At 75.1% G+C, this 23,967-nt stretch carries 22 protein-coding genes and 1 pseudogene; 8 read left to right on the top strand and 15 right to left on the bottom strand.

Features of this window, described 5'->3' with window-relative positions; translation table 11 throughout:
• Positions 1-11: 11 nt before the first annotated feature.
• Both nhaA and UXQ13_RS07000 read right to left on the bottom strand, forming a co-directional pair.
• A pseudogene (gene nhaA / locus UXQ13_RS06995) lies at positions 12-1,232 on the bottom strand (Na+/H+ antiporter NhaA); the annotation flags it as partial.
• Positions 1,233-1,284: 52 nt separating this feature from the next.
• Positions 1,285-1,779 (bottom strand): VOC family protein, encoded by a 495-nt coding sequence (locus UXQ13_RS07000; RefSeq protein WP_225234753.1) that lies wholly within the window; start codon positions 1,777-1,779, stop codon positions 1,285-1,287.
• Positions 1,780-1,837: 58 nt separating this feature from the next.
• On the opposite strand from UXQ13_RS07000, the gene UXQ13_RS07005 reads away from it, so the two are divergent.
• Positions 1,838-2,284 carry a MarR family winged helix-turn-helix transcriptional regulator gene (locus tag UXQ13_RS07005; RefSeq protein ID WP_336392055.1) on the top strand — a complete coding sequence of 149 codons (447 nt, stop codon included), beginning with the start codon at positions 1,838-1,840 and terminating at the stop codon, positions 2,282-2,284.
• An 18-nt stretch (positions 2,285-2,302) separates the two neighbouring features.
• Here the strand turns inward: UXQ13_RS07005 and UXQ13_RS07010 are convergent, their stop codons facing one another.
• From UXQ13_RS07010 to UXQ13_RS07025, 4 genes are all read right to left on the bottom strand, one after another.
• Positions 2,303-3,109, bottom strand: a complete 807-nt coding sequence (locus tag UXQ13_RS07010; protein ID WP_336392056.1) for an IclR family transcriptional regulator domain-containing protein — start codon at positions 3,107-3,109, stop codon at positions 2,303-2,305.
• A gap of 100 nt (positions 3,110-3,209) precedes the next feature.
• Positions 3,210-4,067, bottom strand: a complete 858-nt coding sequence (locus UXQ13_RS07015; RefSeq protein WP_336392057.1) for a glycosyltransferase family 2 protein — start codon at positions 4,065-4,067, stop codon at positions 3,210-3,212.
• Positions 4,068-4,110: 43 nt separating this feature from the next.
• Positions 4,111-5,274 carry a cystathionine gamma-synthase gene (locus UXQ13_RS07020; RefSeq protein ID WP_336392058.1) on the bottom strand — a complete coding sequence of 388 codons (1,164 nt, stop codon included), beginning with the start codon at positions 5,272-5,274 and terminating at the stop codon, positions 4,111-4,113.
• Positions 5,271-6,686 (bottom strand): cystathionine beta-synthase, encoded by a 1,416-nt coding sequence (locus UXQ13_RS07025; RefSeq protein WP_336392059.1) that lies wholly within the window; start codon positions 6,684-6,686, stop codon positions 5,271-5,273. The genes UXQ13_RS07020 and UXQ13_RS07025 overlap by 4 nt, the downstream gene beginning before the upstream one ends.
• A gap of 100 nt (positions 6,687-6,786) precedes the next feature.
• Here UXQ13_RS07025 and UXQ13_RS07030 point away from each other — a divergent pair, with 100 nt between their 5' ends.
• From UXQ13_RS07030 to UXQ13_RS07045, 4 genes are all read left to right on the top strand, one after another.
• Positions 6,787-7,569 carry an aldo/keto reductase gene (locus UXQ13_RS07030; RefSeq protein ID WP_336392060.1) on the top strand — a complete coding sequence of 261 codons (783 nt, stop codon included), beginning with the start codon at positions 6,787-6,789 and terminating at the stop codon, positions 7,567-7,569.
• Positions 7,570-7,582: 13 nt separating this feature from the next.
• The gene (locus UXQ13_RS07035; protein WP_336392061.1) at positions 7,583-8,584 is read left to right on the top strand and encodes an aldo/keto reductase; all 1,002 of its coding nucleotides are present in this window, start codon (positions 7,583-7,585) and stop codon (positions 8,582-8,584) included.
• Positions 8,581-9,090, top strand: coding sequence for an XdhC family protein (locus tag UXQ13_RS07040; RefSeq protein ID WP_336392062.1), 510 nt, complete (start codon positions 8,581-8,583; stop codon positions 9,088-9,090). Before UXQ13_RS07035 ends, UXQ13_RS07040 begins: the two co-directional genes overlap by 4 nt.
• An 84-nt stretch (positions 9,091-9,174) precedes the next feature.
• On the top strand, positions 9,175-9,351 hold the full coding sequence (locus UXQ13_RS07045; RefSeq protein ID WP_225234762.1) for a hypothetical protein: 177 nt from the start codon (positions 9,175-9,177) through the stop codon (positions 9,349-9,351).
• On the opposite strand, the gene hisN is transcribed toward UXQ13_RS07045, so the two are convergent.
• Positions 9,352-10,146, bottom strand: coding sequence for a histidinol-phosphatase (gene hisN / locus UXQ13_RS07050; protein WP_318250017.1), 795 nt, complete (start codon positions 10,144-10,146; stop codon positions 9,352-9,354). It lies immediately after the preceding gene.
• Positions 10,147-10,170: 24 nt separating this feature from the next.
• Between hisN and UXQ13_RS07055 the strand changes: the two genes are divergently transcribed.
• Complete coding sequence (locus UXQ13_RS07055) at positions 10,171-10,719, top strand: DUF2087 domain-containing protein (protein WP_225234763.1); 549 nt, start codon at positions 10,171-10,173, stop codon at positions 10,717-10,719.
• Between the two features lie 6 nt (positions 10,720-10,725).
• On the opposite strand, the gene UXQ13_RS07060 is transcribed toward UXQ13_RS07055, so the two are convergent.
• From UXQ13_RS07060 to UXQ13_RS07095, 8 genes are all read right to left on the bottom strand, one after another.
• Positions 10,726-12,408, bottom strand: coding sequence for a hypothetical protein (locus UXQ13_RS07060; protein ID WP_336392063.1), 1,683 nt, complete (start codon positions 12,406-12,408; stop codon positions 10,726-10,728).
• Positions 12,409-12,422: 14 nt separating this feature from the next.
• The gene (locus UXQ13_RS07065; protein WP_336392064.1) at positions 12,423-13,124 is read right to left on the bottom strand and encodes a cysteine hydrolase family protein; all 702 of its coding nucleotides are present in this window, start codon (positions 13,122-13,124) and stop codon (positions 12,423-12,425) included.
• Positions 13,121-14,911: an allophanate hydrolase gene (gene atzF / locus UXQ13_RS07070; RefSeq protein ID WP_336392065.1), complete on the bottom strand. Its 1,791-nt coding sequence runs from the start codon at positions 14,909-14,911 to the stop codon at positions 13,121-13,123. Before atzF ends, UXQ13_RS07065 begins: the two co-directional genes overlap by 4 nt.
• Before the next feature lie 94 nt (positions 14,912-15,005).
• Positions 15,006-15,707 (bottom strand): GntR family transcriptional regulator, encoded by a 702-nt coding sequence (locus tag UXQ13_RS07075; protein ID WP_336392066.1) that lies wholly within the window; start codon positions 15,705-15,707, stop codon positions 15,006-15,008.
• Between the two features lie 87 nt (positions 15,708-15,794).
• Positions 15,795-17,549 carry a putative bifunctional diguanylate cyclase/phosphodiesterase gene (locus tag UXQ13_RS07080; protein ID WP_336392067.1) on the bottom strand — a complete coding sequence of 585 codons (1,755 nt, stop codon included), beginning with the start codon at positions 17,547-17,549 and terminating at the stop codon, positions 15,795-15,797.
• Between the two features lie 126 nt (positions 17,550-17,675).
• Positions 17,676-18,692, bottom strand: a complete 1,017-nt coding sequence (gene rsgA / locus UXQ13_RS07085; protein WP_225234765.1) for a ribosome small subunit-dependent GTPase A — start codon at positions 18,690-18,692, stop codon at positions 17,676-17,678.
• A gap of 4 nt (positions 18,693-18,696) precedes the next feature.
• Entirely contained in the window at positions 18,697-19,974 is a 1,278-nt protein-coding gene (aroA, locus tag UXQ13_RS07090; protein WP_225234766.1) for a 3-phosphoshikimate 1-carboxyvinyltransferase, read from the bottom strand.
• Between the two features lie 61 nt (positions 19,975-20,035).
• Positions 20,036-21,490, bottom strand: a complete 1,455-nt coding sequence (locus tag UXQ13_RS07095) for an NAD-dependent succinate-semialdehyde dehydrogenase (protein WP_225234767.1) — start codon at positions 21,488-21,490, stop codon at positions 20,036-20,038.
• 173 nt (positions 21,491-21,663) lie between these two features.
• Between UXQ13_RS07095 and UXQ13_RS07100 the strand changes: the two genes are divergently transcribed.
• Positions 21,664-22,410, top strand: a complete 747-nt coding sequence (locus UXQ13_RS07100) for an SOS response-associated peptidase (protein WP_336392068.1) — start codon at positions 21,664-21,666, stop codon at positions 22,408-22,410.
• Position 22,411: 1 nt separating this feature from the next.
• The gene (locus UXQ13_RS07105) at positions 22,412-23,950 is read left to right on the top strand and encodes a fused MFS/spermidine synthase (RefSeq protein WP_336392069.1); all 1,539 of its coding nucleotides are present in this window, start codon (positions 22,412-22,414) and stop codon (positions 23,948-23,950) included.
• Positions 23,951-23,967 lie beyond the last annotated feature (17 nt).

Raw genomic sequence — 23,967 nt, forward strand, 5'->3', positions numbered from 1 at the left:
CCGATCTTGGCCTGCTCGCGCAGCAGCTCGTCGTCGAAGGCCAGGTCGGTGATGAACAGCGAGATGGTGAAGCCGATCCCGGCCAGGGTGGCGCCGGCCATCAGGTGCGACCAGCGCACGCCGCCGGGCAGCATGCCCCAGCCGGTCCGCAGCGCCACGACCGCACCGAGGGTGATCCCCACGGCGTTGCCGGCCACCAGCGCGACGGCCACGCCCAGGGTCACCGTCGAGGTGGCCGCGGCGCGCAGCGCCTCGCCGTCCAGCACCACCCCGGCGTTGGCCAACCCGAAGACGGGGACGACGAGGTAGGCCGTCCAGCGGTGCAGCGACTCCTGCAGTCTGGCGTTGGCCGGCACGGTCGAGGCGACCGCGAGCTTGGTGGACCGCGCCTTGGCCGCGTCGGGGTCCTCGCGCAGCGCCCGGCCGAACGCCGCCGTGCGCTCGACCTCCTTGCGGCTGGGCGGCCGCGCGGGCAGCAGGAGGCCCAGCACGACGCCGGCCAGCGTGGCGTGCACCCCGGACTCGTGCACGGCCAGCCACAGTGCGATCCCGGTCAGCACGTAGGGGGTCAGCCGCCACACCCCGAGCCAGCGCAGCGCCAGCAGCACGAGCACCAGGACCCCGGCGACGGCGAGCGCGGGCAGCACGAGCTCGTCGGAGTAGAACAGCGCCATCACGCCGATCGCGCCGATGTCGTCGACGATCGCCAGGGTCAGCAGGAACAGCCGCAGCCGGTCCGGGCAGCGCGGCCCGAACAGCGCCAGCACGCCCAGCACGAAGGCGGTGTCGGTGCTCATCACGATGCCCCAGCCGCTGGCTGCCTCCCCGCCGGGGTTGAAGGCCAGGTAGACCAGCGCCGGGACGGCGAGCCCGCCCAGCGCGCCCAGCGCCGGGGCGGCCACCGAGCGCCGGTCACGCAGCTCGCCGGTGGCAACCTCGCGGGTGATCTCCAGGCCGACGACCAGGAAGAACAGCGCCATGGCGCCGTCGTTCACCCAGTGCCGCAGGTCCATCGACAGCTCGACGCCGCCGACGCCGATGCTCGCGGTGGTCGACCAGAACGAGTCGTAGCCGGCCGCCCAGGGCGAGTTGGCCCAGGCCAGGGCCAGCAGTGTGCCGACCAGCAGCAGCGCGGAGCCGCCGGCCTCGGTGCCCATGTAGAGCTTCGAGGACGGCGAGAGGGTCGGGACCGACACGCGGAGGGCGGGTCCGGGGCGGGGGGCCTGGGTCATGCGGTGTGCCTCCCGAGCGGTGGTACGGCGGGTCAGGGGGCCAACCCGGAGATCAGAGCACGTGTTCCCCGTACATCTCGCCCAGCGGGTCGGCGATGAGCTCGATGCGGGCACCGTCGGGGTCGCGGAAGTAGACCGAGACGCCGCTGTGCACCGCGTGGTCCACGCCGGCCTCGGTCAGCTTGGCCACCAGGGCCTCCCAGCGGCTGGGCTCCACGCTGATCGCCACGTGGTGCAGCCCGCCGAGCACCTCGGCGTAGGGACCGACGTCCAGGCCCGGGAAGTCGAAGAACGCCAGCAGGTTCGAGTTGCCGATGTCGAAGAAGAAGTGCGAGCTGCCCGGGTAGTCGCGGTTGTCGATCAGCTCGGTGAGCGGGAAGCCGAGCACGCCCTGGTAGAAGGCGATCGTGCGCTCGACGTCGCTGCTGATCAGCGCGGTGTGGTGCAGGCCGCGGGCGGTGGAGGCGGGGCGCTCGCCGGCCGGCCGCAGGTGCTGGTCGCGGATCCGGGCGCGGGTGGCCTCGATGGCGGGGAGGTCGACGGTCATGGGGACAGCGTGCGCCCGGTTGGATGACGTGTCAACGACAGCGGTCTAGGCTGTGGCCGTGACCTGGTTGGACGACGAGCAGCAGCACCTCTGGCGGCGGTGGCTGCTGCTGACCACCCGGCTGCCCGCGGCGCTGAACCGCCAGCTGCAGGCGGACAGCGACCTGTCGCTGGCCGACTTCGACGTGCTGGTGAAGCTGTCGGAGACCGACGGCGGGCGGGTGCGCTCGCGCGAGCTGTGCGCGGCGCTGGGCTGGGAGAAGAGCCGGCTGTCCCACCACCTGACCCGGATGGGCGTCCGCGGCCTGGTCGAGCGCACCGGCGCCGCCGGCGACGCCCGCGGCTCCGACGTCGTGCTGACCCCGGCCGGCCGGGCCGCGATCGAGGCCGCGGCGCCCGCGCACGTGGACACCGTGCGGGAGCTCTTCTTCGCCGACCTGACGCCGGCGCAGCTGCAGGTGCTGACCGCGCTGACCGACCGCGTGCTGGACCGGCTGCCCGACTGAGCTGTCGAGGTCCGGGCCTCAGCCGCGGTGGCGGAGGTCCTCGGTGATGTCCGCGGCGGCCTGCAGCACGGCCGGCAGCAGCCGTCCGCGCAGCTCCTCGGGGGTGACCCGGGTGGTGTGCGAGGAGACGGTGACCGCCGCGAGGACGCCGCCGTCCCGGTCGTGCACGGGGGCGGCGACGCACTGCACACCGGCCTCCAGCTCCTGCTCCAGCACGCAGACGCCGGACTCCCGGACGTCGTCGACCACCGCCCGCAGCTGGTCGACCGAGGTGAGCGTCTGCGGGGTGATCGGGGCCAGCTCGACCCCGGCCAGCACGTCGTCCAGCTCGGCGGTGGGCAGCCCGGCCAGCAGCACCCGGCCCATCGAGGAGGCGTACGCCGGGATCCGGGTACCCACCTCCACGTTCATGCTCATGATCCGGCGGTAGGGCACGCGCACCGTGTAGAGCACGTCGGAGCCCTCGAGCACGCCGGCCGACGCGGTCTCCTCGACGTCGGCGGCCAGCCGGGTCAGCCGCTCCCGGACGACGTCCCACACCGTGGTGGTCGCCAGGTAGGCCTGGCCCAGCTCGAGCACCCGGGGCCGCAGCGACCAGGTCTGCCCGTCGGTGACGACGTAGTCCAGGGACTGCAGGGTGTGCAGCAGCCGGCGCGCGGTGGCCGGGGCCAGCCCGACGGCGCGGGCGACCTCGGCCAGCGTGCGGCGCGGGTGCTCGCGGTCGAAGGCGCGGATGACGGCCAACCCGCGGTCCAGGGCGCGCACGTACTCCGTGCCCTCGCCGGTCCGCGGGTCGACCAGCCGGGGTGCAGCGGTCAGGCTCATCGGTCTCCTCTGCGGACGGCGGGGCACGAGGGTGCGGCTTCGCCTGGCGAACGGTACGGGACGCCGGACGCGTCTGGCCAGGTCACCGTCCTCCCGGGGGTCACCCCAGCGGTCGCTGGGCGGTGGCGAACCGGTCGGCCAGGTCCCGCGACACGGGCCGCCGGCGGGCCAGCGCGGCCGGCAGCAGCCGCAGCGCACCGGCGAGGGCGCGGGCCGCGGCGGGTTCCCGGACCGCCCGGGCGCCCAGCGCCGCGGTGTGCCGCAGCGCGGTCGCAACGGGGAGCCGGAGCCAGGTGACCAGCAGGTCGTTGCGGGTCTGCCGGGCCCAGCGGCCCGGTGCCACGTCCCCCGCGGCCGGGTCGTGCCGGGCGACGACGTCGGCGCAGTGGCTCAGCTGCCACCCGGCGGCGGCGAGGTCCAGGGCGAGCAGGTGCTCCTCGCCGCCGAAGAACAGCAGCCGGGAGAAGCCGCCGGTGGCCAGGTAGGCCTCGCGCCGGAGGACGGCGGCGAAGGCCGGGAAGCTGAGCGCGTCCGGGCCCGGTGCACCGGGGGAGCGGCCGACCGGGGCGCGGGCGAGCTTCTGGCTGACGGCGTCCTCCCGGCCGTCGGCCAGCAGCACCCGGGCGACGACGACGCCGAGCCGGGGGTGGGCCTCCAGCAGCTCGACGGTCCGCTCCAGCGCGCCGGGCGCCCACCACGAGTCGTCGTCGGCGAAGGCGACGTAGGGGGTCCCGGCCCGGCGGACGCCGTCGGTGCGGGCGGCCGCGCCGGCGTTGCGCGGCAGGGCCAGCACCGTGGCGCCCAGCCGGCGGGCCGCGGCGGCCGAGCCGTCCCGGGAGCCGTTGTCCACCACGACCACCTCGGGACCGGCGGGCAGGGCGCGCAGCGTACGCAGCAGCGATGCCCGGCGGTCCCGGGTGGCGACGACGACGGACACGCGGTCGGCGAGGGTGCTCACCGGACCCCGGTGCCCACCTCCGCCGGCCGGCCATGCAGGGATCTCAGGCGAGCATCTGCTCCAGGTCCGCCAACAGGTCGGTGGCGTCCTCGATGCCGACGGACAGCCGGACCAGGTCGGCGGGCACCTCCAGCGCGGAGCCGGCGACCGAGGCGTGCGTCATCCGGTGCGGGTGCTCGACGAGGGACTCCACGCCGCCCAGGGACTCGGCCAGGGTGAACACCTGGGCGCGCTCGCAGACGGCCAGCGCCGCCTCCTCGCCGCCGCGCAGCCGGAACGACAGCATCCCGCCGAAGCCCGACATCTGCTTCGCCGCGATCTCGTGGCCGGGGTGGTCCGGCAGCCCGGGGTACAGCACCGAGGAGACCGCCGCGTGGGAGGTCAGGAACTCGGCCACCTCCCCGGCGTTCGCCTGGTGCCGGTCCATCCGCACGCCGAGGGTCTTGATGCCGCGCATGACCAGCCAGGCGTCGAAGGGCCCGGCGACCGCGCCCATCGCGTTCTGGTGGAAGGCCAGCTGCTCACCGAGCTCGGCGGTGCCGGCGACCAGCGCCCCGCCGACGACGTCGGAGTGCCCGCCCAGGTACTTCGTCGTGGAGTGCACGACCACGTCGGCGCCCAGGGTCAGCGGCTGCTGCAGGTAGGGCGAGGCGAAGGTGTTGTCCACCGCGAGCAGCGCGCCGTGCTCGTGCGCCAGCTGGGCCAGCGCGGCGATGTCGGCGATGCCCAGCAGCGGGTTGGTCGGCGTCTCGCACCAGACCAGCTTCGTGGTCGGCCGGAACGCGGCCCGGACGGCGTCCAGGTCACCGAGGTCGACCGGGGTGTGGTCGACGCCCCAGCGCTGCAGCACCTTGCTGATCAGCCGGAACGTGCCGCCGTAGGCGTCGATCGGGATGACCAGGTGGTCGCCGGGGTTCAGCACGGTGCGCAGCAGGGCGTCCTCGGCGGCCAGCCCGGAGGCGAACGCCAGGCCGGTGGCGCCCTGCTCCAGGGACGCCAGCGCGTCCTGCAGCGCGGTGCGGGTCGGGTTGGCGCTGCGGCTGTACTCGTAGCCCTGGCGCAGCCCGCCGACACCGTCCTGCTTGTAGGTGCTGGTCAGGTGCAGCGGGACGACGACGGCGCCGGTGGTCGGGTCGGGCTCCTGGCCGGCGTGGATCGCCCGGGTGCTGAAGCCGTGCGTCGACGCGGGGGAGTGCGGGTCGGTCATGCCGTCACCGTAGGAGGCACGGCGGCGGGGATGCCGGCGAGGTGGCCGAGCACGTCCTGCCGGGTGACCACGCCGGCGGGCTTGCCGTCCTCGTGCACCAGCAGCGCGTCGGCCCCGCCGAGGGCGGCGACCGCGGCGGACACCGGATCGCCGGAGCCGATGATCGGCAGCGGCGCGCTCATGTGCTTCTCCAGGGTGTCCGACAGCGCGGCGGCACCGGAGAACAGCGCGTCCAGCAGTGCCTTCTCCTCGACCGAGCCGACCACCTCGCCGGCGGTGACCGGCGGCTCGGCCCGCACGACCGGCATCTGGGAGACGCCGTACTCGCGCAGGATGTCGATGGCCTCGCGGACGGTCTCGGTGGGGTGGGTGTGCACCAGGGCCGGCAGCGCGTCGCCGTCGCCGGACTTGGCCCGCAGCAGCTCGCCCACCGTCTCGCCGTCGGCGGCCTCGACGAAGCCGTAGTCGGCCATCCACTCGTCGTCGAAGATCTTCTTCAGGTAGCCGCGGCCGCCGTCGGGCAGCAGCACCACCAGGACGTCGTCCTTGGTCAGCTTCTCCGCCACCCGCAGCGCGGCGACCACGGCCATGCCGCAGGAGCCGCCGACCAGCAGGCCCTCCTCGCGGGCCAGCCGCCGGGTCATCGCGAAGGAGTCGCCGTCGCTGACCGCGACGATCTCGTCGGCCACGGTCTGGTCGTAGGTCGAGGGCCAGAAGTCCTCGCCGACGCCCTCGACCAGGTAGGGCCGCCCGGTGCCGCCGGAGTAGACCGAGCCCTCCGGGTCGGCGCCGATGACCTGCACCGCCCCGCCGGAGGCCTCCTTGAGGTAGCGCCCGACGCCGGAGATGGTGCCGCCGGTGCCGGCACCGGTGACGAAGTGGGTGACCCGGCCGTCGGTCTGCGCCCAGATCTCCGGGCCGGTGGTCTCGTAGTGGCTGCGCGGGTTGTTCGGGTTGGAGTACTGGTCGGGCTTCCAGCCGCCGGGGGTCTCCCGGGCGAGCCGGTCGGAGACCGAGTAGTAGGACCGCGGGTCCGACGGGTCCACCGCGGTCGGGCAGACCACGACCTGGGCGCCATAGGCCCGCAGCGTGTTGACCTTGTCCGCGCTGACCTTGTCCGGGCAGATGAAGATGCACTTGTAGCCGCGCTGCTGGGCCACGATGGCCAGCCCGACACCGGTGTTGCCGCTGGTGGGCTCCACGATCGTGCCGCCGGGCTGCAGGGCCCCCGACGCCTCCGCGGCGTCGATCATCCGCACGGCGATGCGGTCCTTGACCGACCCGCCCGGGTTGACGTACTCGACCTTGGCCAGCACCAGCGGGGCGTCAGGACCCAGGTGCTCGGTGACCTTGGTCAGGCGCACCAGCGGGGTGTTCCCGATGAGGTCGACGACGGACTCGGCGTACTGCACGGGAGGTCCTCCAGCGTGGGTGTGCGGGGCGGCCGGGGTCCCCGGTCCGTGCCGACGATCCCACGTGTCGGTGCCGCCGTCCCCGGGCAGGGCACCGGGCATGACAGCGACGCAGCAGCCCACGGCCGCACTGCCCGGCGGCGGAGCCATGCCGCTGCTGGGGTTCGGCACCTGGCAGATCACCGGGACCGCGTGCACGGACGCCGTCCGGGCCGCCCTGGACGCCGGGTACCGGCACCTGGACACCGCCACGATGTACCGCAACGAGGCCGAGGTCGGCCGGGCGCTTGCGGACTCCGACGTCCCCCGCGAGGAGGTCTTCGTGACCACCAAGCTGCCCCCGGAGCGGGCCTCGGCCGCCCGGTCGACGCTGGAGGCGTCGCTGTCCGCCCTCGGTGTCGAGCAGGTCGACCTGTGGCTGGTGCACTGGTCCACCGGGGGCGACGACGTCGCGCTGTGGCGGGAGTTCGTCGCCGCGCGGGACGCCGGTCTGGCCCGGGACGTCGGCGTGTCCAACTTCTCCCTGGCCCAGCTCGACGAGCTGGCCGAGGCGACGGGGGTGATGCCGGCGGTGAACCAGGTGCGCTGGGCGCCCTCGCTCTTCGACGCCGACGTGCTCGAGGGCCAGCGGAAACGCGGGGTCGTGCTCGAGGGCTACAGCCCGTTCAAGAGCACCGACCTCGACGACCCGGTGCTGGTGGAGATCGCCGGGGCGCACGGGGTGACCACCGCCCAGGTCGTGCTGCGCTGGCACCTGGACCACGGCGTCGTCGTCATCCCCAAGTCGGTCACCCCGGAGCGGATCGCGGCCAACGCCGACGTGCTCGGCTTCGCGCTGACCGGGATCGAGCGCGGTCGGGTGGACGGCCTGGCCCGGTCGTGAGCAGGATCGACCCATGACCACACCGATCAGCCGGCGCCGGCTCGGCGACCTCGACGTTTCCGCGCAGGGCCTGGGCTGCATGGGGATGAGCCAGTCCTACGGGACGGCGGACCGCGACGAGTCCCTCGCGACCCTGGACCGGGCCCTCGAGCTGGGCATCACCTTCTGGGACACCTCCGACGTCTACGGCGACGGGCACAACGAGGAGCTGCTCGCCGAGCGCCTGCGCACCCGCCGGGACGACGTCCAGCTGGCCACCAAGTTCTCCATCTCCCGCCAGCCCGACGGCGTGATGGCCATCGACGGCCGACCGGAGAACGTGCGGGCCCGCTGCGAGGCCAGCCTGCGCCGCCTGGGCGTGGATACCATCGACCTCTACTACCAGCACCGGGTGGACCGGCAGGTCCCGATCGAGGACACCGTCGGGGCGATGGCCGAGCTCGTCCAGGCCGGCAAGGTCCGGCACCTCGGGCTGTCGGAGGCCTCCGCCGACTCGGTCCGCCGGGCCGCCGCGGTGCACCCGATCACCGCGCTGCAGAGCGAGTGGTCGCTGTGGACCCGCGACCTGGAGAGCAGCGGCGTCCTCGCGGTCGCCCGCGAGCACGGGATCGGCATCGTGCCGTTCTCCCCGCTGGGCCGTGGATTCCTCACCGGGGCGATCACCAGCCCCGCCGACTTCGGCGACGACGACTTCCGGAAGGGCATGCCGCGGTTCCAGGGCGAGGCGTTCGACGCCAACCTGCGGCTGGTCGACGCCGTCCGGGCGCTGGCGACGGAGAAGGGCGTCACCGCCGGGCAGCTGGCGCTGGCCTGGGTGTCGGCGCAGGGCGAGGACGTCGTCCCGATCCCGGGCACCAAGCGGCGCAGCTACCTGGAGGAGAACGCCGGGGCCGACGCGGTCGAGCTGACCGCCGACGACCTGGCCCGGCTGGAGCAGATCGCCCCGCCCGGGGCGGCCGAGGGCGGCCGGTACGCCGACGCCGGCTACGCCTACGGCGACAGCCCGGCCCGGTGACCGCCGACCCGAACTGCGGGGTCGCGCACGGCGACGCGGCGGACCCGGTGACCGACCGGGTGCTGGTGGCCGTGTTCGCCTCGCCGGTCGCCGCGGCCCTGCTGCGGCTGGGCGCGGAGTGCGGCTACGCGCCCGTGCTGGTCGAGCCCGGGGACCGCGACGTCGACGGGCTGCCCGCGGGCACGACCCGGCTGACCGCGGTGCCCGCCGAGCCGCACGCCGACGTCGTCGTCTGCGACCACCACCGCGACGAGCTGGGCGAGGTGCTGCGCGATGCCCTCGCGACCTCGACCCGGTGGATCGGGCTGATGGGCAACCCCCGGCACGAGGGCCCGCACGTGGCCGCGCTGGCCGCGCTCGGCGTGCCGCCGGCCGAGGTCGCCCGGGTGCACCGGCCGATCGGGCTGGACATCGGCTCGCGGGCCCCGGCAGAGATCGCCGTGTCCACGCTGGCCGGGCTGCTCGCCGACCGCAACGGCCGGGCCGGGGGCTTCCTGGACCGCTGACCTGCGGAACGCCGGGCGACCTGCCACCGTTGAGGATCCTGGGAGGACCCGCTCGCAGGTCCCGCACACGGAAGGTGACCCCTCGTGGCATCGCTGATCAGCAAGCTCACCCAGTTCGCCAAGAGCCCCCAGGGCCAGCGCGCCATCCGCACGGCCACCGACAAGGCCCAGCAGTTCGCCAAGGACCCGAAGAACCGGGCCAAGATCGACCAGGTCCGCAGCAAGCTGCAGGGCGGCAAGGGCGGTGGCACCGCCCGCTGATCAGCGGGTGGGCAGCGCCGCCAGGACGGCGGGGTGCAGGTGGCCGTTGCTGGCCACCGCACTCCCGCCGGCCGGGCCGGGGGTGCCGTCGAGGTCGGTGAACCGGCCGCCGGCCTCCCGCACGATGATGTCCAGCGCGGCCAGGTCCCACAGCGACACCTCGGGCTCGCAGGCGACGTCGACGGCTCCCTCGGCCACCATCGTGTAGCTCCAGAAGTCGCCGTAGGCCCGGGTCCGCCAGACCGACCGGGTCAGGTCGAGGAAGCCGTCGAGCCGGTCGCGCTCCTCCCAGCCCGACAGCGACGAGTACGACAGCGAGGCGTCGGCCAGCTCGGTCACCCCCGACACGTGGCAGCGGGTCGCCGACTCCAGCCGGCGGCCGGTGTAGGCGCCCACCCCGGCGGCGGCCCACCAGCGCCGGCCCAGCGCCGGGGCGCTGACCATCCCGACGACCGGGGTCTCGCCGTCCAGCAGCGCGATGAGCGTCGCCCAGACGGGGACGCCGCGGACGAAGTTCTTCGTGCCGTCGATCGGGTCGATGACCCACCGCCGCGAGCCGTGCCCGGTGGTGCCGAACTCCTCGCCCTGGACGGCGTCCCGGGTGCGGGTGCGGGCCAGCGAGCTGCGCAGCTGCTGCTCCACCGCGCGGTCGGCGTCGGTGACCGGCGTCAGGTCCGGCTTGGTGTCCACCACCAGGTCCTGCGCCTTGAACCGGTCCATGCTGATCGAGTCGGCCTGGTCGGCCAGCACGTGCGCCAGTTGCATGTCCTCGGTCCACCCGCGAGCGCTCGTCACCGGGTGACCGTAGCGTCGCGCACCGTGGGTACCGATCCGGACGCCGCCAAGCTGGCCGGCCTGCTGGCCGACGAGGTGCGCCTGGCCGTGGTCGCCGCGCTCGCGCTGGGCGCCGCCGACATCGACGGGGTGGCCGCGGCCACCGGCCGCACGCCGACGGAGGTGGCGCTGGCCGCCCGCCGGCTCGGCCGGGGCGGGTTGGTCCGCCGGGACGGCGCGGCCCTGCAGCTGCGCACCGAGGTGTTCGCCGCGGCGGCCCGGGCGGCGGGGGAGCACCGGCCGCCCCCGGAGCCGCTGTCGCCGGACCCGGCGGCCGACGCGGTCCTGCAGTCCTTCGTGCGCGAGGGCCGGCTGACGTCGATCCCGGCGCACCGCGGCAAGCGGCTGGTCGTCCTGGACCACCTGGTGCGGGTCTTCGAGCCCGGCGTGCGCTACCCCGAGCGCGAGGTCAACGCGCTGCTGGCGGTCTGGCACCCGGACACCGCGGCCCTGCGCCGGTACCTGGTCGACGAGGGGCTCCTGTCCCGGGACGCCGGGGTCTACTGGCGCAGCGGGGGCACCGTCGAGGTCTGAGGATCCTCAGCCGCGCTCCGTGCCCCCGGCCGGCCGGTCGAGCACGGGCTCGACGTCGGCGGCCGGCGGGCCCGGGGCGTGCCCGGGGTCGTCGACCTGTGCCACGCCCGCCGCGGCAGGGGTGTCGGCGGGTGTCTCTGCAGGGGCTCCCGCGTCCGCGGGCGACGGGTGACCGCGCAGCGCACCGGCGGCCACGCAGACCGCGCCCATCAGCAGGTAGCCCAGCGCGACCTGCGGGTTGGCCGCCCAGGCCACCTCGGGGGCGTGGACCAGGCCGACGAAGGACAGCGCCGCCCCGGTCGCGGCCGCGATCCCGGCGGCCAGGAACCGCCGGTCGATCACGAAGGTCACCACCGCGCCCAGCACCAGACCGGCGAGCACGGCGCCCTGCCCGAGGGTGTTCAACCCGTCGTAGACCACCCCGGCGTTGCCCAGTGCCTCCTGCCCGACCTGGTCGGCGGTGGTGCCGGCCGCGGCCAGCGAGTTGTCGATGAGCCCGGCCGCCCACGACGCGAGGTTGGGCAGGACGGCGATGACCACCGCCGCCGCGTGGATCCGCGGAACCGCCTGGAAGGCCTGGGCACCGATCAGCAGCCCGATGTAGAGCAGGATCGGCACGATGGCCGGCAGCGGCAGCAGCGCCGACAGCAGACCGAACAGGCCCAGGAAGCACAGGGCCGCGACGACCACGCCGCTGGCCAGCGAGTACCCGATCCGCCCGCCCGCGTCCTTCCAGCCGGGGTGGCCGATGTAGACCGCCGGCGGGAACGGCGAGCCCAGCGCCGAGCCGATCACGGCCCCGGCCCCGTCGGCCAGCAGCACGCTGCGCAGGTCGTAGGCGTCCCCGGCCGCGGCGGCGGACTCCACGTTGCTCATCGCCTCGGTGAAGTTGTAGACGCCCAGCGGGATGGCCGTGGCCAGCAGCGGTGCCAGGTCGCGCAGCCCCGAGGCCAGCATGTCCAGCCGGAGGTCGGGCAGGCCCACGGCGATGTCGCTCACCGCCGCGCCCACGTCGGGCACCGACATGTACCCACCGATCCAGCCGATGGCGGTGCCCAGCAGCAGGGCCGCCAGTCCGATCGGGATGTTGCCGGGCAGCCGGATGCCGGTGAGGAAGCCGATGAGGATCACCGCCAGGACCGGTAGGCCGATCCAGGCCGCATCCCACATCTGCGCCGCGGGGCGCATGGAGATGAAGGTCAGCGAGATCCCGGCCAGCGTGCCCAGCAGGGCTGCCCTGGGGGTGAACCGGCGGATCAGCGGTCCGACGAAGGCGCCGATCAGCACGATGACACCGATGACGAACGCCCAGGCCAACCCGGCCTCCCAGGCGCGCACCGCGTCCCCGCTGGTGAGGTAGACCGGCAGCATGATCACGAAGACGACGATGAACATGTGCGGGACGCTGGGCCCGTAGGGCAGCGCGGTGACGTCGGTGCGCCCGTCGCGCCGGGCCAGCCGGCGGGCGAGGAACGTGTAGTAGCCGTTGCCCAGGACCAGCGCGACGCCCAGCGCGGGCAGGACCGTCCCCAGCACGTCGTCGGCCGGCACGCCCACGACGCCGATCATGAGCCCGGTCAGGGTCAGGACGTTGACCAGGATGTTGAAGCCCAGCCCGAAGGCGGCGTTGGTGTCCCCCCGGGTCCACCAGCGGAGGGCCTGCGGGGGTGCGTCGCTGCCAGCGCTCATCTCGGTCTCCGGTCTCAGGGGGTCGGTGCGGTGGTGGTGGTCAGGGGAGCGAGGGCGCCGAGCAGGGCCGCCGAGTCCGACACCCAGCCGAAGAGGCCGCCCTGCGCGCTGACCATGGCGAGGCCGACCCGCTGGAACTCGGGGTCGTAGGAACCCACGCAGTCCCCGAGGACGACGCACTCGTAGCCGCGGTCGTTGGCCTCCCGCACGGTGGTGTGCACGCAGACCTCGGTGGTGACCCCGGTGACCAGCAGCGTCCGCACGCCCGTGGCGCGCAACCGGTCCTCGAGGTCGGTGGCGTAGAACGCGCCCTTGCCGGGCTTGTCGACCACCGGCTCACCGGGCAGCGGGGCGAGCTCGTCGACGATGTCGTGGCCGTACTCGCCGCGGACGAGGATGCGGCCGTAGCGGCCGGGATCCCCGATCCGGCTGCTCGGTGCGCCGCGGCCGAGCTTCGCGGGCGGGCAGTCCGAGAGGTCGGGCAGGTGCCCCTCGCGGGTGTGCACCACGAGCAGGCCCGCCTCCCGGCAGGCGGCGAGCACCCGGCGCAGCGGCGGGACGACCTGCTGCAGTCGGCCGACGTCGTTGCCCAGGCTCTCGCCGAACCCGCCGGGCAGCAGGAAGTCCCGCTGCATGTCGATGACCAGCAGGGCGGTCGAGCCGGTGTCGAGCACCACGGGTGCCGGGTCGGCCGGGACGGTGAGCGTCGTCCTCACGGGGTCTCCTCGAGGGCGCCAGGGATCTGGTCGAGGTGGCGGCGCCACCCGCCGGTCGCGGTGATGTCGGTGGTCCGGTGGCCGCTGTCGCCGGTGGCGACCTGGGGGGCGCAGACCAGCCCGGGCACGGTGCGGCCGTCGGCGAGCGCGACGCGGCCGAGCACCAGCACCGGGGGGAGGAGGTCCAGGAACCCGGCGAGCTGGTCGTCGGGCACGTCCCAGACCTCCACCTCGATGCGGCCGCCCCCGGTCGCCGACGGGAGCAGGGCCGGCACCGGGGGCGACCCGTCGATCCGGAGCAGCCGGTGCCCGGCGTCCGTGCAGGTGGTCTCGACCAGCCGGGCTCCGCGGTCGGTGAGCTCGTGGTTGCGCGGCTGGCCCGCCAGGTGGTGGCCGACCACGACGAGCGGCGAGGACGGGACCGAGGACGGGACCGGTTGCGGGGGGCCGAGCAGCGCGGCCAGCCTGGCCCCGACGTCGAGCACCACGTCGTCGGCCAGTGCCGGGCCCAGCACCATGAGGCTGCACGGCCGGCCGTCGGTCGTGGTCCCCGCCGGCACCACGACCGCGCACAGGTCCAGCAGGTTGCCGCAGTGCGTGTAGGTGCCCAGCACGGTGTTGGTGGCGACCGGGTCGTCGAGCACCTCGGGCACGGTGAACGTGCCCGGCACGGTCGGCAGGACGACGACGTCCACCTCCCGCCACAGCCGGCCGACCTCGGCGCGCAGCTCCTGCAGCCGCTGCTGGGCGCGGAAGGTGTCCACCGCGGTGTGCCGGCGGCCGCTGCGCAGGATGTCGGCGACCACGGGGTGCACGGAGTCCGGTCGACGGTCCAGGAAGTCCTCGAACTCCACCAGGCGCTCGGCCACCCACGGGCCGGCGTAGAGCAGGTCCCCGGCTGCCAGGAACGGGGCCAGCGGCACGGCCCGGGTGGGGCCGACGAGGTCCAGCGCGGCGGTGGCGGCCCGGTGGGCCGTCCTCAGCGGTTCGTCGGAGAACACCAGCTCCGCGTCCGGGGGCAGCCCGATCCGGGGCCGGGGTGCCCGCCGGGCGACCCGGGGGCGGCTCCACGGGTCCTCGTCGTCGACCTCGGCCGCGACGTCGAGGACCAGCCGGAGGTCCTCCACCGTGGACGCCATCAGCGTGACGCAGTCCAGCGACCGGCAGGCCGGGACGAGGCCGGTGGTGCTGATCAGCCCCCGGGAGGGCTTGAACCCGGGGATCCCGTTCAGGGCCGCCGGCACCCGGCCGGACCCGGCGGTGTCCGTCGCCACCGCGAAGGGGACCAGGCCGGCCGCGACCGCCACGGCCGATCCCGAGCTCGACCCGCCGGAGACCAGGTCGGCGCCGTAGACGCTGCGCGGGATGCCGTAGGGCGAGCGGGTCCCGTTCAGGCCGGTGGCGAACTGGTCGAGGTTGGTCTTGCCGACCACGACGGCCCCGGCCGCCTCGAGCCGACGGACGACGGTGGCCGACGTCGTCGGGTGGTAGGCGAAGTCCGGGCACGCGCAGGTGGTGGGCAGCTGGGCGACGTCCAGGCTGTCCTTCACCGCGAACGGGATGCCGTACAGCGGCAGGGCGGCTGCTGCGGGGTCCGCCTCCAGCTCGGCGGCCCGGGCCAGGAGCCCCGCGCGCGGGACCGTGCTGATCCAGACGCCGTCGGCCCCCCGCTCCTCGATGCGGTCGGCGAGGTCGGCCAGCAGGCGGTGCGGGGTGAGGGTGCCGGCACGGAACGCCGCGCCCAGCGCCGTGATGGTCGGCTGCGGTGTCGGTCCCGGGACGGTCACGTAGTCGATTGTCGACAATTCGTGTTGCCGGCGTGCGGTGTCCTCGGTTACGGCTGTGTGGCGCCGGTCGCACAGCGCCCGGGTGCCGGGCGGGTCAGAGGTCCAGGTAGGCCAGCTCGCCGTGCGCGTCCAGCGCCCGGAGCACCACCCCGACGTCCTCCGTCTCCAGCGCGGCGAGCAACGCCTGGTGGCGGAGCAGGCCCTGGCCGGGATCGCGCCGCTCGGACTCGCGCCGCAGGTTGACCGCCATGGGCAGCTGCAGCTTGAGCAGCACGGGGGCGAGCGCGAGCTCCAGCTGCCGGTTGCCGGCCAGCTCCACGACCGCGGCGTGGAAGGCGCGGTGGGCGTCGTCCCGGGACAGCTCGTCCCCGTCGTCGGCGGCCCGGCGCATCTGGGCCAGCCGGTCGCGAACGGCCGCGAGCGGGTCCCCGCCGGTGGGGAGGGGGAGCGCGCTGGCCACCGCGTGCCGCTCCAGGACGTGCCGGACCTCGAACAGCTGGCGGATGTCGTCCGGGGACCACTCGCGCACCCGCACGCCCCGCCGTGGCTCGTGCTCCACCAGCCCCTGCTCCGCCAGCAGCCGCAACGCCTCCCGGACCGGTGCGCGGCTGATGCCGTACCGGCGGGTGATCTGCTCCTCGATGATCCGCTCGCCCGGCTGCAGCGCACCGGCCAGGATCTGCTCCCGCAGCCGCCGGGTGGTGAGCTCGACGAGGCTGGGCGGGTCGATCGTCCCGGTCGGTGGACCGCTCTGCGCCGGTGGGCCCGAGGGGTCGGCCACGCCGTCGGTCACCACCGGTGGTCGCTCCTGTCCTCGCCGTGCGTCGCCGGGAGTCGCCGCCGTGAGTCGTCGCCGGGAGTCTAGGAGTGCCGGCCGAGGGGTCTACCGGCGCACCGGGGGCACGGCCGGGACCGGGTCCGCGGCACCGTCGAGCAGGGCCTCGACCTCGGCGATCGGGACCGGTCGGCTGAAGTGGTAGCCCTGCGCGTAGAGGCAGCCCAGCGAGCGGAGCAGGTCGGCCTGGGCCGGGGTCTCCACGCCCTCGGCGATGAGCTGCAGCCCCAGGGCGTCCGACAGCGCCATGATGCTGCGCATCAGCCGGGCCCGCTTCGACGACGTGGTCAGCGCCGAGACGAACGAGTGGTCCAGCTTGAGGAAGTCCGCCGGCAGCGTGTCCAGCCGGGCCAGCGACGAGTAGCCGGTCCCGAAGTCGTCGATGGCCACCGACAGACCCTGCTCGCGCAGGGTGTCCAGGGCCGCCACCGCGGCGGGGGACTCCGCCTCGAACAGGTTCTCCGTCACCTCGATCACCGTGGACCCGGCCGGCCACCCGGTGCCGGCCAGCGCGGCGCCGACCAGGTCGGGGAAGTCGGGGTCGCACAGCTGGTGGCCCGAGACGTTCACGGTGAGCAGCAGCCGGCGGCCGGTGCGCGCGTGCAGGTCGGCCAGGTCCGCGCAGGCCGTGCGCAGCACGTGGGCGCCCAGCGCCCCGATGAGCCCGGTCTGCTCGGCCAGCGGGATGAACCGGGCCGGCGAGAGCGGGCCGAGGGTGGGGTGCGCCCAGCGGGCCAGCGCCTCCACGCCGACGACCGCGCCGTCGGCGAGGGTGACGATGCCCTGGTAGTGGACCTGCAGACCGGCGGCGACCGGGTCCCCGGCCAGCGCGGCCGCGAGCTCGGTGGCCAGCGGGTCGGGGCCGGAGTCGTCGAGCACGCTGCGCGCCCGCCCGGCCGCCTTGGCCTGGTACAGCGCCCGGTCGGCCCGGCGCATCAGCTGCGACGCGGTCTCCCCGGGCTGCAGCTGGGTCACCCCGCAGGACAGCCCGACCTCGGGCACGGCGTTGCGCAGCTGCTCCACCACGGCCAGCGCCACCGGCCCGGCGGAGTCGGGCAGCAGCAGGGAGAACTCGTCGCCGCCGTGCCGGGCCAGCACCGCGCCCGCGGGCAGGGCCGGTGACCAGCGGTCGGCCACCAGGCGCAGCAGGTCGTCCCCGACGGCGTGCCCGTGGGTGTCGTTGATCGCTTTGAAGTGGTCGATGTCGAGCAGGGCGGCCGACAGCGGGGTGCCGGTGCGGGCGCACAGCGGCAGCAGCCGATCGACCGCGTCGTCGAACCCGCGCCGGTTGGCCAGGCCGGTCAGCGGGTCCTGGCTGGCGCTGGAGGCGCGGCGCACGAGTGCCCCCACGACCACGGCGACCGCCACGCACACCAGGCACAGCGCGACCGGGACGGCGTCGGGCACGTCCGGGCGGACCAGCAGCACCGCCGTGCCCCCGGCCATGGCACCCAGCAGCTGCAGCACGGCCCCCAGGCCGGCGAAGTAGAAGAACGAGTCCAGCGCCACGAAGACCATCAGCCCGGCCAGCGCGGTGGCCGTGGCGGGGTGCTCGGCCAGCAGCGAGGCGGCGGCGATGAGGACGGTGCCGGCGGCGACCAGGAGGTGGTAGACGCCCCGGCCCAGCAGGCGGCCCCAGCGCAGGCAGGCCAGCCCGGTGAGCACCGACAGCACCCCGATGGCCAGCAGGCCGACCACGGCCGGGGTGACCGGCAGCCCGTCCAGCCCGGCGGCGAGGACGACGGACCCGCCGGCGCAGTACAGCGACCCGGTGACGGCGGCCATCACGCGGGGGGTGGCCACCTCGGGTGGGCTCGGCAGGAGACTCGGCACGCCGTGGTCATCGGCACGGTCACCGTGCGGTTGAGGCCTACGGAACGGCAACGGTCGTTTTCTCGCCCGCCGGGGTGATCTCCCGGTGGGCGGGGGTCACCAGTTCGGCGTCTGGGTGACCGCCGCGACCAGCCGCCGGAAGCTGGCCAGCCGCTCGCCGCGGGCCGGCGGGCCCTCGGCGGCCCAGTCGTCCAGCGCGCAGTCGGGGTCCTCGGCGGTGTGCGCGCACAGCGGCGGGCAGTCCCGGGCCACCGCGGCCAGGTCGTCGAAGGCGGCCAGCACGTCGGCCGGGTCGGTGTCGGCCAGCCCGAAGCTGCGGATGCCCGGGGTGTCGATGACCATCCCGCCGCCGGGCAGGTCGAGCAGCACCGCCGAGGACGACGTGTGCCGGCCCTTGCCGACCTTGCTCACCCCGCCGGTGGCCCGGTAGGCGTCGGGCACCAGCCGGTTGACCAGGGTGGACTTGCCGACCCCGGACTGGCCGACGAACACCGAGATCCGGCCGTCCAGCCGGGGCTGGAGCTCGTCGAGGTCGGTGTCCCGGCTGACCGCGATCGCCTCGACCTCCAGCCCGGCGTACCTGGCCAGCAGCTCGTCGGGGCTGCCCAGGTCGGCCTTGGTCAGGCACAGCAGCGGGGTCAGCCCGCCGGAGAAGGCAGCCACCAGACAGCGGTCCAGGAAGCCGACGTGCGGCTCGGGGTCGGTGATCGCGGTGACGACCACCAGCTGCTCGGCGTTGGCCACGACGACCCGCTCGGTGGGGTCGGTGTCGTCGGCCGTGCGGCGCAGCGTGGTGGCCCGCGGCTCGATGACCACGATCCGGGCGAGGGTGTCGGTGCGGCCGCTGGTGTCCCCGACCAGGCGGACCCGGTCGCCGGTGACCACGCCGTGCTTGCCCAGCTCCCGGGCCCGCATGGCGGTGACCTCGACGTGGCCGCCGCCCGGGTCCTCGACCCGTACGGTCATCCGGCCGCGGTCGACCCCGACCACCAGCCCGGGGACGGCGTCGTCGTGGCTGGGCCTGGTGCGAGTGCGGGGCCGGGAGCCCCGCCGGCCCGGGCGGACCCGGACGTCGTCCTCGTCGGAGCGGCTGTCGAACGTGCGACCGGACACCTGCTCAGCCCATCGCACCGACGCCGGGGGCCAGCAGCTGCGCCCACCGGTCGGTGAAGTCGGGCAGCGTCTTGGCGACCGCGCCGGGGTCCCGGACGACCACGCCCTCGACGGCCAGGCCGAGCACCGCGGCGGCCATGACCATCCGGTGGTCGGCGTAGGAGTCCAGCTCGGCCGCGCGGAGCGGACCGGGGGTGATCTCCAGGCCGTCGGGCAGCTGGGTGACCGTGGCGCCGACCGCGGTCAGCACCTCGTCGAGCGCCTGCAGCCGGTCGGTCTCGTGCCCGCGCAGGTGCGCGATGCCGGTCAGCCGGGACGGGCCGTCGGCCAGCGCGCACAGCGCGGCCAGCACCGGCGTCAGCTCGCCGACCTCGCCCAGGTCGGCGACCAGCGGCCGCACGGTCTCCCCGCCGGTGACCTGCAGGCCGTCGGCCGTGCGCTGCACGTCCGCGCCCATGACGACCAGCAGCTGCTCGAGCTGGGCGCCGGGCTGGGTGGTGCGCAGCGGCCAGTCGCGGACGGTGACCCGCCCACCGGTGACCAGCGCGGCGGCCAGGAACGGGGCGGCGTTGGACAGGTCGGGCTCGACCACCCGGTCCACCGCGGCCACCGGCCCCGGGTGCACCCGCCAGCCGGTGTCGGTGCGCTGCACCAGCACCCCGTGCTCGGCCAGGGTCTCCACGGTCATCTGCACGTGCGGCATGGACGGCACGCCGCCGGCCAGCCGCAGGTCCAGGCCGTCGGTGAACCGGGCCGCGGCCAGCAGCAGGCCCGACACCACCTGGCTGGACTCGCTGGCGTCGACGGTGACCGTGCCGCCGCGCACCGCCCCGGTGCCGTGCACGGTGAACGGCGCCCGGCCACGACCGCCGTCGTCGACGGTGACCCCGCAGCCGCGCAGGCCCTCGATCAGCCCGGCGTTGGGGCGCTCGCGCAGCCGCTCGTCGCCGTCCAGGGTGACCGGCCCGTCGGCCAGCGCCGCGACCGGCGGCAGGAAGCGCAGCACGGTCCCGGCCAGCCCGGCGTCGACCGTCGCCGGGCCGCGCAGCGGGCCCGGGACGACCAGCCAGTCGTCGCCGTCCTCGGTCACCCCGACGCCCAGGGCGCGCAGCCCCGCCGCCATCAGGTCGGTGTCGCGGGCCCTCAGCGGCCGGACCAGCCGCGACGGGCCGTCGGCGACCGCGGCCAGGACCAGGGCCCGGGCGGTGATCGACTTGGAGCCGGGCAGGGAGACGACGACGTCGACCGTCGGGGGGGCGAGGGGCGTCGACCAGCTGTCCATGCCGGTCATCCTGCCCTGCACCCGCACCGGTGGCGCCCGGCCGCCGTCCCCTGCCCGGGGGTCACCCGACGACCGGGGCCGCGGGCGCGCTGGCCTTGGCCGCGGGCATCGTGCGCACCAGACGCCGGTTGGCGAACTCGAACATGCCCAGCTCGGAGAGCTCACGGCCGTAGCCCGAGCGCTTCACGCCGCCGAAGGGCAGCTCGGGCGAGGACCCGGACGGCTGGTTGATCCAGACCATCCCGGACTCCAGCCGGTCGGCCACCTCGCGGGCCTTGTCGGCGTCACCGCTGTAGACCACCGCGGACAGCCCGTAGCTGCTGTCGTTGGCCAGCCGCACGGCCTCGTCGGCGTCGGCGACCTTGTAGAGCACCGCGGCCGGGCCGAAGAGCTCCTCGGAGTAGGCCCGCATGTCCGGGGTGACGTCGGCCAGCAGCGTGGCCTCGACGAACGCACCGGGGCGGTCGGGGCGGCCACCGCCGGCCAGCACGGTGGCGCCCTTGTCCACCGCGTCCTGGATCTGGGCGTGCAGGTCCTGCGCGGCCTTCTCGGTCGACAGCGGGCCCAGCGTGGTGGCCGGGTCCGCGGGGTCGCCGGGGGTGAACGAGCCGAAGGCCTGCTGCATGCCGGCCACGAAGTCGTCGTACACGTCCTCGACCACGATGATCCGCTTGGCGGCGATGCAGGCCTGGCCGGTGTTGGCCATCCGGCCCATCGTGGCGGCCTTGACCGTGCGGGCCAGGTCGGGGCTGTCCAGGACGACGAACGGGTCGCTGCCGCCGAGCTCCAGGACCGACTTCTTCAGGTGCTTGCCGGCCAGCGAGGCGACCGAGGAGCCGGCCTTCTCGCTGCCGGTCAGGGTCACGCCCTGCACGGCCGGGTGGCTGATCACCTGCTCGGTGTCGGAGATCTTGAGGAAGACGTTGGTGTACACGCCCTCGGGTGCCCCGGCGTCGCGGAAGAGCTCCTCCAGGGCCAGGGCGCACTGCGGGTTGAGCTCGGCGTGCTTGAGGACGATGGTGTTGCCCAGCGTCAGGTTCGGGCCGGCCACCCGGACCACCTGGTACAGCGGGTAGTTCCACGGCTCGATGGCGAACAGCACGCCGGTCGGCTCGTTGACGACGACGGCCTCGCCCTTCATCACCTCGATGGTGCGCGGGGCCAGGAACTGCTCGGCCTTGTCGGCGTAGTAGCGCAGGATGCTGGCGGCCAGCTGCACCTCCCCGGCGGCCTCCTGGATGCGCTTGCCCATCTCCTTGGTGATCAGGGCGGCGAACGCGTCGGTGCGCTCGAGCATCAGGTCCGCGGCCCGGCCGACCACCGCGGCCCGCTCGGCCACCGAGCGCCCGCGCCAGTCCAGGTACGCGGTGTGCGCCCGGTCGACCACGGCGGTCACCTGGTCGCTGGGCAGGGAGTCGAACTCGCGCTCGGTCTCGCCGGTGAAGGGGTTGACCGTGGCGTAGGCCCGGTCGGTGGTGCCGCTGTCGGTCTTCGCGCTGTCCTGCGTGCTCGTCACGTCGTCGTGCCTCTCGTCGCTGGTGGGTCGGGTCTGTCCTACCCGCCCGGGCCGACGGCACTCCGACGTCGTCCACCGGATCCCGCTGTCCACAGCGGCAGGTCGTCGGTGTCGGACCCCGGCCCTACAGTCGGGTCGAGTCGTCGGAGCAGTGCGGAGCAGGGGAGGCCACCGTGTGCGGGCGCTATGCATCCAGCCGCCGTCCGGAGGACCTGGCGGCGGAGTTCGAGGCGGTCCCGGCCCCGGGCCAGCCGCCGCTGGCCGCGGACTACAACGTCGCGCCGACCAAGGACGTCTACGTCGTCCGGCAGGCCCGCGAGAGGGACGCGGAAGGCGCGCCCACCGGGGCCAGCCACCGTGAGCTCCGGGTGGTCCGCTGGGGCCTGGTGCCCTCCTGGGCCAAGGACGTCTCGGTGGGCAACCGGATGCTCAACGCCCGGGTCGAGTCGCTGACCAGCAAGCCGGCGTTCAGCAAGGCCGCCCGCTCGCGGCGCTGCCTGGTGCCCGCCGACGGCTGGTACGAGTGGTCCCCGAAGCCGCACGCGCCGGGCAAGCAGCCCTGGTACGTGACCCCGCAGGACGGCTCGGAGCTGGCCCTCGCCGGGCTCTGGGAGGTCTGGGGCCGGGGGGACGACCGGCTCTACAGCTGCACCGTGGTCACCGCCCCGGCCGTCGGGGCGCTGGCCGACATCCACGACCGGATGCCGCTGGTGCTGCCGCGCGACCGCTGGGCCGACTGGCTGGACCTGGACCGGGAGGACGTCGAGACCCTGGCCGCACCGACCCCGCCCGAGGTGGTCGAGGGCCTGGAGATCCGCCCGGTGGGCCCCGCCGTGGGCAACGTGGCCAACGGCGGCGAGCAGCTCACCGCCCGCCAGGAGTCGGTGGCCGAGCCCGCCGACCAGCCGGCGCTGTTCTGAGGTGACCGCCGCAGCCGGCGCCGGGGACCCCGGCGCGGACGTCGTCGTGCCCGGCTCCCGCGCGCTGCCGGGCTGGGTCGCGGCTGCCGTCACGTTCCTGGCGTCGGGCGCGGTGCTCGTGCTCGAGATCGCCGGGCTGCGGCTGATCGCGCCCTACGTGGGCATCACCCTGCAGACCAACACCGCGGTGATCGGGTTCGCCCTCGCCGCCATCGCGGTGGGGGCCTGGGCCGGGGGAGCGGTCGCCGACCGGCGGGACCCCCGCGGGCTGCTGGCCCCGCTGCTGGTCGCCGGCGGAGCTCTCGTGGTCGCGGTCGTGCCGGTGGTCCGGTTCGCCGGCGCGCTGCTGTCCGGGGCCGCGGCCGGGAACGTGCTGCTGCTGGCCGCGGTCGCCGTCGTGCTCCCGGCCGCGCTGCTGTCGGCGGTGCCGCCGATGGTGGTCGCCCTGCAGCTGGGCAGCCTGCGCGAGACCGGCACGGTGGTCGGGCGGCTGTCGGGCATCGGCACGCTGGGCGGCATCGCGGCCACCTTCGGCACCGGGTTCGTCCTGGTGGCGGTCCTGCCGACCAGCGTGATCCTGGTCGGCACCGGCCTGGTGGTGGTGGCGACCGGGGTGGGCCTGTGGGTGGTGCTGCGGCGCAGCGCCGTCGCCGCCCGGCTGCCCGGCGCGCTGCTGGTGGCCACGCTGGCCGGCACCGGGCTGGCCGTGGTGGCCCCGCAGCCGTGCCAGGTCGAGACGACGTACCACTGCGCCCGGGTGGTGGCCGACCCCTACCGCGACGGCGGCCGGACCCTCGTCCTGGACACCCTGCGGCACTCCTACGTCGACCTCGACGACCCCACCCACCTGGAGTTCGGCTACGTCCGCGCGGTCGCGTCGGTCACCGACACCCTGGGCCGGCCGGGTGAGGCGCTGTCCGCGCTGCACATCGGCGGGGGAGGGCTGACTCTGCCCCGCTACCTGGCCGAGGTCCGGCCCGGCACCACCAGCCGGGTCCTGGAGGTCGACGCCGGCGTGCTGGCCGTCGACCGGGACGAGCTGGGCCTGGAGACCTCGGCGCAGCTGCGGGTCGACGTCGGCGACGCCCGGACCGGGCTGACCCAGGAGTCGCCCGGCACCCGGGACCTGGTCGTCGGCGACGCCTTCGGCGGGCTCGCCGTGCCCTGGCAGCTGACCACCGTCGAGGCCCTGCAGCTGGTCGACACCGCCCTGGCCGACGACGGCGTCTACGCGGTGAACCTCATCGACCACGGCCCGCTGTCCTTCCTGCGGGCCGAGCTGGCCACGATGGCCGAGGTCTTCCCGCACGTCGCCTTGCTCGCCCGGGCACCGGTCGTGGCCGGGCAGGACGGCGGCAACGTGGTCGCGGTGGCCTCGCGGAGCCCGCTGGACACCGAGGCGATCGCGGCGGCGCTGGCCGGCCGGGCGCTGCCCTGGCAGGTGGTCACCGGCGCCGACCTGGCCGCCTTCGTCGGCGACGCCCCGGTGCTCAGCGACGACTTCGCGCCGGTCGACCAGCTGCTGACGCCCTACGGCTGACGGCCCACGGCCGACCG

It is taken from the genome of Klenkia terrae (assembly GCF_037083865.1).
GTDB classification, from domain to species: Bacteria; Actinomycetota; Actinomycetes; order Mycobacteriales; family Geodermatophilaceae; genus Klenkia; species Klenkia terrae.